This window comes from Bacillus sp. PAMC26543, assembly GCF_014250375.1.
GTDB classification, from domain to species: Bacteria; Bacillota; Bacilli; order Bacillales; family Bacillaceae; genus Bacillus; species Bacillus halotolerans.
In genome coordinates, this window is the sequence record NZ_CP060193.1 from 3,492,506 (window position 1) to 3,507,287 (window position 14,782).

The 14,782-nt window shown below is 40.2% G+C and carries 12 protein-coding genes; 4 read left to right on the forward strand and 8 right to left on the reverse strand.

The features are described 5' to 3' along the window. The first annotated feature begins 62 nt into the window (after positions 1-62). Positions 63-2,549 (forward strand): NB-ARC domain-containing protein, encoded by a 2,487-nt coding sequence (locus H7F27_RS17590; protein WP_185848226.1) that lies wholly within the window; start codon positions 63-65, stop codon positions 2,547-2,549. 189 nt (positions 2,550-2,738) lie between these two features. On the opposite strand, the gene H7F27_RS17595 is transcribed toward H7F27_RS17590, so the two are convergent. The 4 genes from H7F27_RS17595 to groES form a co-directional block, all read right to left on the reverse strand. Beyond that, a complete protein-coding gene (locus H7F27_RS17595) occupies positions 2,739-3,128 on the reverse strand; it encodes a hypothetical protein (protein ID WP_024120416.1) in 390 nt (129 codons plus the stop codon). A gap of 1,295 nt (positions 3,129-4,423) precedes the next feature. Continuing rightward, positions 4,424-6,739 carry a glycoside hydrolase domain-containing protein gene (locus tag H7F27_RS17600; RefSeq protein WP_024120414.1) on the reverse strand — a complete coding sequence of 772 codons (2,316 nt, stop codon included), beginning with the start codon at positions 6,737-6,739 and terminating at the stop codon, positions 4,424-4,426. A gap of 499 nt (positions 6,740-7,238) precedes the next feature. After that, on the reverse strand, positions 7,239-8,873 hold the full coding sequence (gene groL, locus H7F27_RS17605; RefSeq protein ID WP_185848227.1) for a chaperonin GroEL: 1,635 nt from the start codon (positions 8,871-8,873) through the stop codon (positions 7,239-7,241). Positions 8,874-8,919: 46 nt separating this feature from the next. Then, entirely contained in the window at positions 8,920-9,204 is a 285-nt protein-coding gene (groES, locus tag H7F27_RS17610) for a co-chaperone GroES (protein ID WP_003155970.1), read from the reverse strand. A 238-nt stretch (positions 9,205-9,442) separates the two neighbouring features. On the opposite strand from groES, the gene H7F27_RS17615 reads away from it, so the two are divergent. Continuing rightward, a complete protein-coding gene (locus tag H7F27_RS17615) occupies positions 9,443-10,177 on the forward strand; it encodes a CPBP family intramembrane glutamic endopeptidase (protein WP_024120411.1) in 735 nt (244 codons plus the stop codon). Continuing rightward, on the forward strand, positions 10,174-10,365 hold the full coding sequence (locus H7F27_RS17620) for a DUF4305 domain-containing protein (RefSeq protein WP_024120410.1): 192 nt from the start codon (positions 10,174-10,176) through the stop codon (positions 10,363-10,365). Before H7F27_RS17615 ends, H7F27_RS17620 begins: the two co-directional genes overlap by 4 nt. Before the next feature lie 44 nt (positions 10,366-10,409). Here H7F27_RS17620 and tatC read toward each other — a convergent pair whose 3' ends face one another. The 4 genes from tatC to moaC are packed head-to-tail and all read right to left on the reverse strand — an operon-like array spanning position 10,410 to position 12,526. Beyond that, positions 10,410-11,168, reverse strand: coding sequence for a twin-arginine translocase subunit TatC (gene tatC / locus H7F27_RS17625; protein ID WP_081638244.1), 759 nt, complete (start codon positions 11,166-11,168; stop codon positions 10,410-10,412). Positions 11,169-11,174: 6 nt separating this feature from the next. Beyond that, positions 11,175-11,348, reverse strand: coding sequence for a sec-independent protein translocase protein TatAY (tatAY, locus tag H7F27_RS17630; protein WP_010333210.1), 174 nt, complete (start codon positions 11,346-11,348; stop codon positions 11,175-11,177). Positions 11,349-11,369: 21 nt separating this feature from the next. Then, positions 11,370-12,017: a redox-sensing transcriptional repressor Rex gene (locus tag H7F27_RS17635; RefSeq protein ID WP_010333209.1), complete on the reverse strand. Its 648-nt coding sequence runs from the start codon at positions 12,015-12,017 to the stop codon at positions 11,370-11,372. Next, positions 12,014-12,526, reverse strand: a complete 513-nt coding sequence (moaC, locus tag H7F27_RS17640; protein ID WP_010333208.1) for a cyclic pyranopterin monophosphate synthase MoaC — start codon at positions 12,524-12,526, stop codon at positions 12,014-12,016. The genes H7F27_RS17635 and moaC overlap by 4 nt, the downstream gene beginning before the upstream one ends. A 126-nt stretch (positions 12,527-12,652) precedes the next feature. On the opposite strand from moaC, the gene H7F27_RS17645 reads away from it, so the two are divergent. Further along, positions 12,653-14,581: an ABC-F family ATP-binding cassette domain-containing protein gene (locus tag H7F27_RS17645; protein ID WP_185848228.1), complete on the forward strand. Its 1,929-nt coding sequence runs from the start codon at positions 12,653-12,655 to the stop codon at positions 14,579-14,581. The last annotated feature ends 201 nt before the right edge of the window (positions 14,582-14,782 follow it).

A 14,782-nucleotide genomic window follows, 5' to 3' on the forward strand; every position in this document is an offset into this window, starting at 1 on the left:
GATTTTTCATATACAAAACTAGCAGGATTGATAAAATAGTACTAATAGGAGGTGCAGGTTTTATGGCTGAACTTGAAGATCGAAAACAATTTGCGGAATTGCTGGCATCTGGCGTAAAGTCATTAAAACTTCATCCAGATTATAAAGTCAGAAGGAATAAGAACGAAAAAACAAGACAGTCTTATTTAGACAACATTTCACACCAGCTGGGAGTTTCCCCAAACACGATTAAAAGCTGGATCGGACAGATGGGTGTGAACTATGTTCCCGGAAGAATAGAAAACGGAAAACTGTTCGGAATGATCTGGATCATTCTAGAAAAAACCGATATGAATATACAGTGGTTTACTGACCTGCTTGAGACCACCACTATACCGGTAATCAAACCTGCACTGCCTGTATGGGCGGCCTCATGTCTTAAAAAAGCAAAAATAGTACGGCAGGACAACTCATTCGGAGCACCGCTTGATCAAGATATTGAAAAAACAGTCAAACGTTTATTTCCCGATATTCTCGACCATAAAACGAATGCGCTTACAGAACAGATGCCTTTGACACACAACTTACCGTCACGCTGGTCGGGTCACTTTATAGGACGGAGATTTGACATCGAGGCGATACGGCAATGGATGCTTTCCCCATCACCCGTCTGTTTAATTACCGGATGGGCAGGCACGGGAAAAACGACAACTGCTCTAGAAGCAGCCTATTCCTGTATCGGCGATTCCTCAGATTGGCCGGCATTCAACAGCATCATCTGGCTCAGTGCTGATTGGAAAGGATTAAGCTTTAGCGATTTTTTAAATACGATTGCATACCAGCTCGGACGCGCTGAACAAATCGATAAATCAATCAATGAAAAACGATTCGTCGTCCGCAATGCGTTAGCCAATTACACCAGAGAAAAACCGATACTGCTGATCGTGGACAGCATAGACACTGCTGAAAGAGACATTCACGAATTTATCACCAGCCTGCCCCAAGGCGTGAAAGTCCTCCTCACAGCACGTGAAAACTTGAAGCAAACCTATCGGGAAGGCTTCGGAGAAATGGTAACTATCCAGCTGAGCGGACTTGAACAAACAGATGCCCTGGAATATTTTCATCAAGAAGTGAACCGCTGCCTGCAAATGGGCAACGACCCAACTAAACGAGAAAAGCTAGCGCAGTTGCTGGAACTGTCTCCAGAACTGAAGAGCGAGTTCATTTCAGCAACTGCTGGAAACCCGAAAGCCATGGCACTCAGCATCGCCTATATGTCAGACGATGACATGCCCGCTCAGCAGCTGATTCATGAGCTCGGAAAAGCAGGCTACTCACTATTAGATCTGTTTGATTTTCTATTTGGGCGCACATGGCACAGATGCAATGAAGACACCCGGAAGCTATGGCAGGCGCTATGCTTTTTCAGCAAGCCGCCAGATGAAAAAAGCCTGGCGGCAGCGGCCGGATTAGACGCTCGCCGTTTCCATTACGCAGTTGAACAAATGCGGTCTTTTGCTCTGATTCAGCCCGAACGAAGCAAAGGAAGTACACAGTACTTCGCCCATCAAACCGTTGTCGCATACGGAGAACAGCACTTATCCGAAAATCAGAAGTATGAAAAAGAAGCCCGCAGCCGCTGGGCGCACTATTATATTCATTATGCGGAAACCCATTTAAAGCGGGAACAGCCAAACTCTATCTATTGGAGCTATCTCCTGGGACGTGATTTAGACCCAATCAAAAAAGAATGGCCAAACATCCTAAAGGTGATCAAATGGTCAAGCGAAACCGGACAAAATGAAATCTTAATTGAACTCATCACCCGCATCAGCCATTTTCTAAGCAGAATCAACCTGCCCTTACGAATCGAATACGGACGTAAAGCCGCCGACGCCGCCCATCAATTAGGCCAACACACACGAGAAGCCTTCTTCCGAATCGACACAGCAGGCTGGGCACTCATGGAAGTCAATGATTTAGACAGGGCGCTTCAACAAATTGAAGCCGGCCTGAAAACTCTGGAACAATCAGACACTGGAGAGCAAGACGTTCACGATCTAAAGGTATGGGGACTCGCACTGCAATCGAGGCTGTATTTAAAAGCCGGAAGTCATGAAAAAGCAGAAGCGATTTTAATCGAAATCAAAGATGAACCGATTTCCCCTGCGATTCAGCACAGAGTTCTATTGGTTCGCGGAGATCTGAGCTTTGTGAAAGGTCATAATGAAGAAGCCATTCAATTATACGAAGCGGCAAATCAAATCAGTTCCATGTATGGGGGCGAAAAAACGATAGAAGCCTACTTCAATTTGGGTGTGGCTTACGTGAAATGTGATCTGTTTGAGAAAGCGGAAGAAGCCTTTGAGCAGATGCTCTATGACAAACATAACGCGAATCAGGTTGAGTTGATCTATTATTATTATGGGATGGCTCAGCTGTTGTACCGTAAAGGAGATCATGCGGAAGCTATGGAATCTAATCAAAAGGCGATTCGTCTGATTGATTCGTGGGAGCCTGCGATTGGGATTCGGGGTGAGGTGGAACAATTGGGTATTGTCATTTAAAAGACAACTACAATTGTAGCTAGAGGTATAGCTTTGAAAAATACCCATGTACTTGTTGTTATTAAAGATAAAAAAGGTATCTTATCAGTACAGTAAACTGATTAAGCTACCTTTTTTGAATAAATATTTCACAGAAGACAGAAAGTTAAACTTTTTAACAACAAAAGGTTAATACTTATTACATCCGCATTAATGCTGTACTGTAATATAATGTTTTAGTTCACCTGACCAATATCTTCCTCCCCAATCCTGTGCAACATGCACATCATACTTTCCTGCAGGGAGATTTCTCGTTGAAAAACTCACACGAAAATTGCGTGAACCAATACTATGCCAAAAATCCTTTCTGGTTATTACTTTTCCTTTATTGTTTGATAAAATTACTGCAAAACCATTATCTAAATCCCTAGCCAAAGTACCAGTAACCACAATTGAAGTAGCTCTTTTCGTATATGTATTAGCATCTGTTTTAAATTTGATTGTACCTTTCGAATCCATAGCTAATGCTTCTGACCCACCTGCGAAAATGACAACTCCCAAAAGAGCTGCTGTAAACAGTGTCATTACTAACTTTTTCATCTTTAGAATTCCTCTTTTCTTTTTACTATTTTAAATCCACAATTATAATAACATATTCTCCTAAAAAAACGAATATTTTTCCATACTTTTCTTCTAAGAGGTGAATAAGTTTGATAGAAATATATTAATATTAATGTAAATTTAAGATTCTTTTGAAAAAAAATCTGCTTTTAATCTAGTTGAAATGAAGCTTAAAATTTGATGTATCATCTATAAAACCTTTGCCAAGGTGTCCAATAAATCCATATACACAAATAAAAGATTTATAAATCCCGAATTTATCCATTACTTCCCATGTTCTCTATTGAAAAAATAATTAAAATTTATAAGTTTCTTATATTTCATGAACCTTAATATAGAGTGTTTTCTGAAAGGTAAGTGAAGTCAGTGAATAAGACACGTCCGCCTAATATACTATGATTGATGGCCTGAAGCACAATTTCATCAAAAATATCTTGGAAGTTGGGTATTTTTATAAAGCTAACGCATCTTTCCAGTTTATAGTGAGTGTGTAGAATATTATATCGTTGATATTTGATCCAAGAAACCATCTGTTACGCCCTATCATATAAATTTATCTTTCGAGCTTTCTATCTAAACCGGATACCATGAAGTTATCCGTGAACTTCATTTGAATAAAATCAGCGGAGTCCTTTATTTCACCATAGTAGGGTTTAACTTAATAATGATGAAAAAGAGTCTTTGTACGATTTGCTCAAGCAAATCAAATGCAGCTTCTGCCGGGAGAATTTCTTGTGTGTAATATTAAAAAAGACACCGGCAATGGAATATCCATTTTGTAAAAATAGTAGCCTTCAAAGCTGTCGAGTTTTTGAGAGCCTAGTCTTACTTTTAGTAAACTTTTATAGCTTTGGAATACTTCTTAAATTTTAGTTTTGGCCAAATGTAGTATGGTTATACATAAAGGTTACTTCCCCACTAACCCCGCCATCAAAAGGCCTGCTACAATCAATAATAAGAGTAAAAGAATACAAAGTGCCAGAATAAAAATTGAAAGATACTTAGCCATCCCTTTAGGTGCAATGATTGTTAGAATACTCCCCAAAACAATTCCTAGAATTCCAAGTGCCCAATGGGTGCGGGGCAAATAATACAATGTTATTATAAGGATGATAAGCGACACTATCCCCAAATACTTCGTCATTTCTCTCCCTTTCTATTTCCTTCCATTAAATAGAAAGGAAATTTTCAATTTATAAATTTTATTTTTTTAAAACCTTTAAACATAGAGTACCATAATTTTTTAAAATGTATGGTACTCTACTCTAAATTTTCTATTCACTTGCTACAAGGTCTAGTATTTTATCAGCAAAAGCATTTGCAATAATTTCTCCCTCTTCTTCCGTATAATAAGGGACTTCCATTTGCATTGAACCCCTTAGGGCTACCCTTGCCGCTGTAATATCAGGATTATCTCCAATCATGATATTACTTGCATTCAGTCTCAAATTATTTTCATTACTATTAAATTTATTTTTATAAAATAGTTTATATCTTGAGAAAACAAGACTATTATAATACTCTTGAACTGCATTTAAAATTGGCTTAGTGTTATTATTTAATAAGATCTGTGCGATGTTAATAGCATCGATATCTCCAAGGAAATCCGAATTATCAAAGTTACCAGCCGATGCTTTTGTACCGATCAAGTCGTAAGCAGCTTTATATGTTCTTGTTTCCTTGTCGCCACTATACTTATCTCTATCTTTATATACATCTGCAGCAACAGTAAATAAATCACCACCCCACCCTGCTAAATCTTGCTGTGTAGTTCCAACTAACGGAAGATTTGCATACAATAGAGCAGATAATGTAGCCATAAGATGAGGAAAATCAATAACTTCAGATTTTGAAACGGGATCAGTTGCATAAACAAAACTATTTTCTCCTACAGCATTAATAACATACTCCTCAAAGTCTTTATCAAATTGGCCAGAAGTTAATGTCCATATTAGTGATTCATATCTTTTGCGACGATAATAGTTGGTTGTAAGCTTATTCGCTTGATTAATATCATTGTTTGTATATTGAAGTCCTAAAAGTTGAATTTCATATAATTGCTTGTATAGCTCTTGATTGAGATCAGTTGAGAAATCAAGACTTGAAGCTCCATTATCAAGTCCGGACTTAATATTATTGTCTATTTCAATTTTACTGTCTCCTGAACCAACATTAATAGTTGAAATTTGATCGAATGCCCAATTTTTTGGCAATGGGTAGCCTAAATTTGCACTAAATCCCGTGGACATATCACTTACAAAACTGGTTGTTGCCCAACCTTTCTCCGATACTTGATTGCAAACATTCCGGGCTCCATATATTCCAACTTTGTAACGGTTCCCCAGATATTTCATTTGTTCATTAATACCCTTAAAGTGTGGAAGAACTTTGTTAGTTATATCATCTCCTAAAGCGTCAAAATCCACGGCAAAATATATTGTTGTTCCATTTTTAAAACCGTAATTTTTAGCAGCCGTAAAAGCATCTTGAGCATCTCTTTTCCCTTGAGCTTCACTGAAATGTCTTGAATTATTCCCATAAGTTTGATATATCGGAAAAACAGTTAAACCAGCATTAAAAATAGTTTTTAATTCACCAGGTTTTATTTTTTTCTCCAATCCCCCTGGAATGTCTACAAGATAACGACCAATAGTTTCATAGCCTGCATTTTTTAAAGCTTTAGCTCTAGCAGACGTAACTTCTGTTATACAATCACAAGCTGTTCCTTTACGATTAGGATCTCCTTTACTCTGCAACAAAGAAAGCCAAGTTTGTTTTCCTGTAACTCCATCAGCTGGTAACTTAACAAATTGTTGAAATTCACTTACTACATTTTTTAATAGTGTACTGTACTGGCCATTGAAATCTCCTGGATTAAAATTATTTACATATAATGCATATTGAAGAAGCTTAACAAAGTTTGCATTAGTACTCCCTATGCTCAGAGTTGGTAAAAGGTTGGTCGTAGAAGGCCCAATTGATCCCGTTTGTAGAGAGGAAGCAATTCCCTCTTCTGTTTGAATACCGTATATTAAAGCTTTATTAGTCCCTCTTTGGTAGTAACCATCACATGGTTGGACTCCAGATGTTTTGTAATATTTTGAATTAAGATCTCTTTGCATTTCTCTAATTCTAGAATTACCACCAGATGTGAGCACATAAGCATCCATAGTTAAAAATGCTTTAAATATATAGGAATAAACTTTCCCGTCACGAATAGGCAGTCCCGCATCAGTTTGTAATTTAATTACTGCAGCTTTAGTCCCTTCCCCAAAGGTTCCTGTAAATCCAGTTGGATTGTAACCTTTACAATACATTGCTCCTTGAAGGATTAGTACAATTCTTTTTCCTTTGTCATCAGTAGGAACACGCCCGATTTCCATTTCCCCCCAGGATTGGTACGCTGCTTCAGTTCCTGGTCCAAAATTATCAGCAGGTGTAGAGATTCCAAGTTCAATTTGCAAAGCTCTAGTTAAAGCATACATCGTGGACCAACCAGTTTTCCCACTTTCAGGAGCTGGAACGAAGCCAGGCTTTCCAGAGTAAGCAGCATTTACCCACAGTTGTACTTTCTGAATCATTTCATCCATTATGGTCACCTCTTTTATAGTATTCATATCTAGGTGGCAAGCGTATGACAAGAAAACCCTTCTCAGTTGAGAAAGGGTTCATTCATAAGATGATAAACTCCATCAATAGGCTTTTTTGCATTAAAACACTTATAAATGCAAAATTAGGATATTTTAAATTAATATACAAATAAAGAACAATCTTTAAGAAAGTTTTTGTTTTCAAAAATATAATCTACTTTTATCAAATACCCGAATATAAAGAGAAAATTAATCAAACGTCGTAGTACTACTCTAAAAACTGATATTTTACCATGCAATTATTGAAAAAGGTAAGCGGAGTCAACGTTAAAATATATACCTACTTTTCACCTCATAAATAAAAAAGGATGCTTCCTCTAAAGTCCAGTAGACTTTTGGAAGCATCCTCAATGAATATTATCTTTTTGTTATTCTTTCAGCTAATCGGGTGATGAAAAACGGTAAAACCCCTAATATATCAAAGGTTTTCGCCGTTTGATTACATCATGCCGCCCATACCGCCCATGCCGCCCATATCAGGCATTCCTGCGCCGCCGGCATTTTCTTCCGGTTTGTCAGCGACAACAGCTTCAGTTGTTAAGAGCATTGCTGCTACAGAAGCTGCGTTTTGCAGTGCAGAACGTGTAACTTTTGTTGGGTCAACGATACCTTTTTCAATCATGTTTACCCATTCGCCAGTTGCAGCGTTGAAGCCTACGCCGATTTCTTCGTTTTTGAGGCGCTCAACGATGACAGATCCTTCAAGACCAGCGTTGTGCGCGATTTGACGAATTGGCTCTTCAAGCGCGCGAAGCACGATGTTGATACCTGTTTGCGCATCACCTTCAGCTTCAACTGCAGCCACTTTGTTATATACGTTGACAAGCGCTGTACCACCGCCGGATACGATGCCTTCTTCAACAGCTGCGCGAGTTGAGTTCAGGGCGTCTTCGATGCGAAGTTTACGCTCTTTCAGCTCAGTTTCAGTCGCAGCGCCGACTTTGATGACAGCTACGCCGCCAGCAAGTTTAGCAAGACGCTCTTGTAATTTTTCTCTGTCGAACTCAGAAGTTGTTTCTTCCACTTGAGTGCGGATTTGAGTGACGCGTGCAGAAATTTTATCTGTTTCGCCAGCGCCTTCAACGATTGTTGTGTTTTCTTTTGTAACGACAACTTTAGAAGCGCGTCCCAATTGTCCGATTTCAGTAGATTTCAGGTCAAGGCCAAGATCTTCTGTGATGACTTCTCCGCCAGTAAGGACAGCGATGTCTTCAAGCATTGCTTTACGGCGGTCACCAAAGCCAGGAGCTTTAACAGCAACTGCGTTGAATGTGCCGCGAAGTTTGTTCACAACAAGTGTTGCAAGAGCTTCACCTTCAACATCCTCAGCGATCAGAAGCAATGGTTTGCCTTGCTGAACAACCTGCTCAAGCACAGGAAGGATTTCTTGAATGTTTGTGATTTTTTTGTCTGTGATTAAGATGTAAGGATTGTCAAGAACCGCTTCCATCTTATCAGAATCAGTTACCATGTAAGGAGACGCATATCCGCGGTCGAACTGCATACCTTCAACAACTTCAAGCTCAGTTGTGAAGCCTTTAGACTCTTCGATTGTGATAACGCCGTCGTTGCCTACGCGCTCCATTGCTTCAGCGATAAGGCTTCCGACTTCCTCATCAGCAGCAGAGATCGCAGCAACCTGAGCGATAGATTCTTTGCCTTCGATTGGCTTAGAAATTTCTTTCAGATTCTCGATCGCAACGTTTACAGCTTGTTCCATACCTTTACGCACGCCTACAGGGTTAGCGCCTGCTGTTACGTTTTTAAGGCCTTCACGAATCATTGCTTGCGCAAGAACTGTCGCAGTTGTTGTACCGTCACCGGCAACGTCGTTTGTTTTGCTGGCTACTTCAGCTACAAGCTTAGCACCCATATTTTCAAACGCGTCTTCAAGTTCGATTTCTTTAGCGATTGTTACACCGTCATTAGTGATTAACGGAGAACCGAATTTTTTCTCTAGAACCACGTTGCGTCCTTTTGGTCCTAAAGTTACTTTTACAGCATCAGCAAGTGCATCGACACCGCGAAGCATTGCGCGGCGAGCTTCTTCACTAAACTTAATATCTTTTGCCATGTGTACGAAACCTCCTCGAATTTTTAAGTATTTGTTTATTTAAGAATTAGCCGATAACAGCTAAAATGTCGCTTTCACGTAAGATTAAGTATTCAGTACCTTCATATTTCACTTCAGTACCTGCGTATTTTGAGAAGATAATGCGGTCGCCCTCTTTTACTTCTAAAGCAACGCGCTCTCCGCTTTCTAACACGCGACCTGAACCAGCTGCCACGATTTTGCCTTCTTGCGGCTTTTCTTTTGCAGAATCCGGTAACACAATTCCGCTGGCAGTTTTTTCTTCAGATTCTACGAGTTCAATGACAACGCGATCACCTAATGGCTTTAACAATGTAATAACCTCCTCAATAGTATGAATATGTAATTTTAGCACTCAGCACTAAAGAGTGCTAACACAATTCTTATAATAAAGAATCTCACTTCCAATTTCAAGTGATAAGATAAAAAATTTTTCACGCTTACATCATTCTTTTCAGCTCAGATATCCCTTGGCTTTTTCACCCCCGATTCAATTATGTTACAATAGCTGTAGACAAAAGAAACCCACTTAACAAAGGAGTACATACCATTTGAGAAAACAGTATTGGTTTATTATTTTGACATATATCATCATGCAGTTTTCAGCAGTAATCGGGATTCCCTTGTTATTTAAATTCGGTTATGCGGGAGGACAGCCCACAAAAGAAAATCTGCTGTACGCGCAGGGATTATGGTCCGTCATCAGTTTTATTGCCTGTCTGATTGTTGTATTGCTCATTCTCAGAACTGTGCCTAAAACTACGCTGCGAAACGAAAAGAAAGACTCGGTCGGACTTTCGATCCTTTGGGCGATAGCCGGTTTTTTCATAGCCCTTTTCTCTCAAGGAATAGCCGGTTCTATTGAATATTATGTGTTTGGCATCGGGAGAGAATCAGAAAATACAAAAGCCATCCTGGATGTGATCCAGGCAGTCCCGCTCATGATTATCGTTTCTTCTATCATCGGGCCTATATTAGAAGAAATCATCTTCAGAAAAATCATTTTCGGCGCGCTGTACGAAAAAACAAATTTCTTTATCGCCGGACTGATCAGCTCCATTATTTTCGGAATTGTTCATGCTGATTTGACGCACCTTCTGCTGTATACGGCAATGGGCTTTACCTTTGCATTTTTATATGCGAGAACCAAACGGATTTGGGTGCCGATTTTCGCCCATGTAATGATGAATACATTCGTCGTCATTATGCAGCTTGAGCCTGTTCAGAAATACCTTGAACAGCAAAGCACACAAATGCAATTGATTATTGGAGGATTATTTTCATGAGAAACCCGATAGTGTGGGGAATGATCTACTTTGCCGTAGGGTGCATCTTTACTTATCTCGCCGCAAGCTCGCCAGGCAGCATGTGGTCATTTTACTCCATCCTGCTGATGGTCTTCGCTGCATACAACATCAGCATTTCTTTTAAGATGTTCGCCTTTTCATTTAAAATAAAGAAGAACCAGAAATAAAGAAAATCCATTTCTCTCTATGAGAAATGGATTTTTTATGTTGGCTAAGAAGAAACGTCCTGATCGGCAGCACTGTTTTTCTGCGCTTTCCGATAGGCAGCCTTCGATATTAAAATACTGATTTCATACAAAATCAAGAGCGGAACAGTCACCATCATATGAGACAAAAGCTCAGGTGGTGTGATCAGAGCAGCAATCACAAGCAGCGTAAAGTACGCATACTTTCTGATTTTCGCTAAGAACATCGGTGTCACAATTCCAAGCCTTGTCAAAAACATAAGGATGACCGGCATTTGAAACAACAGTCCAAACGGAATCGTCAGCTGCAGAAGAAAATGAAAATATTCATTAATTCCAATCACCTGAGTGACATTCAAATCCTGAGATATCCGTTTCATAAAATCGACAACAAAAGGAAATAAAATATAATAGGAAAAAGATAAACCCGCTAAAAACAGCAAAATAGAGATCGGAATGTAGCTGAGCGTTACTTTGCGCTCCTTTTCATAGAGGCCCGGGCTCACAAAAGCCCAAAGCTGATAAAGAATAACCGGCGAAGTCAGGACAATCCCGATGATAAACGCAAACTGCATAAACACATAAAGCGGGTCTGTCAGATTAAACGCATTGAGCGTGAGCTCCTTCGCTTCATCCGTTTCTTGCAGATACACTATAATCGGCTTCGCTAAAAAAAATCCCGCGATAAAGAAAACGACAAACGCCAGCGCCACAACCAGCAATCGTTTTCGAAGCTCCGCAATATGCTCCAGCAGCGACATTTGATTCACTTTCATTTGTGTCATCCTAACTTACTGATTCTCTTTCTTTTTTTCCTCATCATCACTCGCTAATCCTTTAGTAGCGTTTTTGAATTCACGAAGTGTGTCTCCAGCCGCTTTTCCCAACTCAGGCAGCTTTTTGGGGCCAAAGATAATCAGAGCAACGATTGCGATAACAGCAAGGCTTCCAGGACCGATCGGCATATTTGGGCTCCTCCTTTCCGGTTACTCGATTTCCTCTAAAACAGAATAATGCTTCAAGAAATAAACCAGTGACTGAAGCTCTACAGCTAAATCTATATGATGAATTCGAATGTGTTCCGGCACATTCAAACGGGCCGGCGTAAAATTAAGAATACCCTTGATCCCTAACGCAACCAATCTGTCGGTAATCGATTGGGCCGCAACTGCGGGCACTGTCAAAATGGCAACTGATTCGCCTTTTACATGCTTTTCAAGATCATCGAGGTTAAAGACGGGCACACCGCCTACCTCAGTTCCTATTTTACTCTCATTTATATCAAAAGCCATAGAAATTTTTGTGTTATTATTTTTTGTGAAATTATAGTGAAGAAACGCTGTTCCTAAGTTTCCGACACCAATCAGGATAACGTCTGTCATTTCATCCTGATCCAGCGTTTTTCGGAAAAATGACAGCAAATAATCGACATTATATCCGTATCCTTTTTTGCCAAGAGCTCCAAAATAGGAAAAATCCCTGCGAATCGTGGCAGAATCAACCTTTACGGCATCGCTGAGTTCAGCGGATGATACACGCTGTTTTCCTGACGCATGCAGATTCTTTAAAAAGCGATAATAAAGCGGCAGCCGTTTTGCCGTCGCCTGCGGAATTTTTGATTGATCCTTATTCATTTTTGGTCCTCCAAATTATACTCGGATAGTTCTCTTTTAAAGTCACCGTTTTTTCCGCCTGTCTTTTCCAGCAAGCAGGTAGGGCCGATGACCATCCCCTTATCAAGCGCCTTGCACATATCGTAAACAGTAAGGGCACATACCGATGCAGAAGTTAGCGCTTCCATTTCCACACCTGTACTCCCTTTCGTTTTGACCTGTGCTTTTATATGAAGTATAACTTCTGTTTCTTTTATTTTCCAGTCAAACGAAATATCGACCCCGCTCAAGGATAGCGGATGGCACATCGGGATGATATTTGATGTTTGTTTCGCAGCCATAATACCCGCCACCTGAGCGACAGCAAGTACATCTCCTTTGCCGATATCATGGCTTTTTATTTTCTCGTACACTTCACTCTTCATGTGTACGCTTGATACAGCCGCCGCAGTACGGACAGTCGAAGATTTTTCGCTGATATCCACCATCTGGGCTCTGCCCTGTTCATTAAAATGAGAAAATCCATTCATAGTAAAAACTCTCCTTAAACAGATCATACACTATTTTCTTCTCTATGTCTTATTCGGCCAATGTATTGTTTGCTGAGTTCTGGTTCATAAGCTACACTTAACTTATTATAGCAGAGGTGAAATAATATGATGATCTTACAAATTAATCAGCTTTCCAAATCATTTGGTGCTGATACTATTTTAAACAATATAAAGCTGGAAGTCAGAAACCGTGATCGCGTCGCAATTGTAGGAAGAAACGGCGCTGGGAAATCTACACTCCTTAAAATTATCGCAGGTCACCTTTCATATGAAAAGGGTGAAATGATCAAGCCGAAAGATATCACAATGGGCTATTTGGCCCAGCATACCGGCTTGGATTCTAAGCTTACCATAAAAGAAGAGCTGCTGACTGTTTTTGATCACTTAAAAGCAATGGAAAAAGAAATGCGAAACATAGAAGAAAAAATGGCGGCAGCTGACCCAAGTGAACTGGAAGGCATCATGAAAACCTACGACCGCCTTCAGCAGGAATTTAAAGATAAAGGCGGCTATCAATATGAAGCAGATGTCAGATCTGTGCTGCACGGTCTCGGCTTCAGCCATTTTGACGATTCAACACAGGTGCAAAGCCTGAGCGGAGGTCAGAAAACAAGACTGGCCTTGGGTAAGCTTCTGTTAACACAGCCTGACCTTCTCATTCTAGATGAGCCGACCAACCATCTGGACATTGATACGCTGACCTGGCTTGAACATTATTTACAAGGCTATTCAGGCGCGATTCTGATTGTTTCTCACGACCGCTACTTTTTAGACAAAGTGGTGAACCAGGTGTACGAGGTATCAAGATCAGAAAGCAAAAAGTATCACGGCAACTACAGCGCTTATCTAGACCAAAAAGCTGCCCAATATGAAAAGGATCTTAAGCTGTATGAAAAACAGCAGGATGAAATCGCCAAGCTGCAGGACTTTGTAGACCGAAATCTGGCGAGAGCCTCAACGACAAAAAGAGCACAAAGCCGCCGGAAACAGCTTGAACGGATGGACGTCATGTCAAAACCGCTCGGCGACGAAAAATCAGCAAATTTTCATTTCAATATTACAAAACAGAGCGGGAACGAGGTCCTGCGGGTTCAGGATCTGACCATCAGCTATGAAAACCAGCCTCCGCTTCTGACAGATGTGTCGTTTAGGCTTACAAGAGGAGAAAGCGCCGCTCTTGTAGGTCCCAACGGAATCGGAAAATCAACCCTGCTGAAAACATTAATAAACACATTGAAGCCGGATCAAGGAACAATAGCGTACGGTTCAAATGTCAGTGTCGGTTACTATGACCAGGAACAGGCTGAGCTGACTTCCTCTAAACGCGTCATTGATGAGCTGTGGGACGAGTATCCGGAGCTTCAAGAGAAAGAAATCAGAACGTGCCTCGGAAATTTCTTATTCTCCGGGGATGATGTGCTTAAACCCGTCCATTCCCTAAGCGGGGGCGAAAAAGCAAGAGTGGCCCTGGCAAAGCTGATGCTGCAAAAAGCTAACTTTCTCATTCTTGATGAGCCGACGAACCATCTAGACTTAGACAGCAAAGAAGTTCTCGAAAACGCTTTGATCGATTATCCGGGCACATTGTTATTTGTCTCACATGACAGATATTTTATTAACAGAATCGCAACAAGGGTATATGAGCTTTCTCCAAACCATATTGAAGAATATCTCGGAGATTACGATTATTATACAGAGAAAAAAACACAGCAGCTGGAATTGGAGAAAATGAAACAGCAAGAGGAAACTGAAAAAGCAACGGCTGCAATGAAATCCGACTCTAAGCGTTCTTATGAGGAAGAAAAAGAATGGAAAAAGAAAGAACGACAACGACTCAGACGCATAGAAGAAATTGAAACGACAGTTCAAGCCATAGAAGAAAAAATCAGTCACAATGATGAATTACTTTGTGATCCGGAAGTATATCAGGACCACGAAAAGGTACAAACCATCCACGCTGACAACGAGAAACTCAATCAAGAATTGGAAAACCTATTATCAGAATGGGAAGAACTATCCACAGAAGAAGATTAAAAAAAGTCAAGCACCTCTTTTTTAGAGGTGCTTTTTATCCACAGAAAATAGCCTTATAAGCAAACGAAGAAAGCGGTTTATACACAGTATCCACAAAATATTCTGAATTTATCCACTTTATTAACAGCCTCTCAACCCCTTTATCCATCTATATCTCTATAATTACTCACAGATATGTGGATAAATTGAGAATTATCTGTT

Excerpts from the sequence above, each read along its gene's own strand:
- tatAY (WP_010333210.1), bottom strand. The coding sequence starts at position 11,348 with ATGCCGATCGGTCCTGGAAGCCTTGCTGTTATCGCAATCGTTGCTCTG.
- H7F27_RS17590 (WP_185848226.1), top strand. The coding sequence starts at position 63 with ATGGCTGAACTTGAAGATCGAAAACAATTTGCGGAATTGCTGGCATCT.
- H7F27_RS17635 (WP_010333209.1), bottom strand. The coding sequence starts at position 12,017 with ATGAATAAGGATCAATCAAAAATTCCGCAGGCGACGGCAAAACGGCTG.
- H7F27_RS17595 (WP_024120416.1), bottom strand. The coding sequence starts at position 3,128 with ATGAAAAAGTTAGTAATGACACTGTTTACAGCAGCTCTTTTGGGAGTT.
- H7F27_RS17645 (WP_185848228.1), top strand. The coding sequence starts at position 12,653 with ATGATGATCTTACAAATTAATCAGCTTTCCAAATCATTTGGTGCTGAT.
- H7F27_RS17620 (WP_024120410.1), top strand. The coding sequence starts at position 10,174 with ATGAGAAACCCGATAGTGTGGGGAATGATCTACTTTGCCGTAGGGTGC.
- tatC (WP_081638244.1), bottom strand. The coding sequence starts at position 11,168 with ATGACACAAATGAAAGTGAATCAAATGTCGCTGCTGGAGCATATTGCG.
- groL (WP_185848227.1), bottom strand. The coding sequence starts at position 8,873 with ATGGCAAAAGATATTAAGTTTAGTGAAGAAGCTCGCCGCGCAATGCTT.
- moaC (WP_010333208.1), bottom strand. The coding sequence starts at position 12,526 with ATGAATGGATTTTCTCATTTTAATGAACAGGGCAGAGCCCAGATGGTG.
- H7F27_RS17600 (WP_024120414.1), bottom strand. The coding sequence starts at position 6,739 with ATGGATGAAATGATTCAGAAAGTACAACTGTGGGTAAATGCTGCTTAC.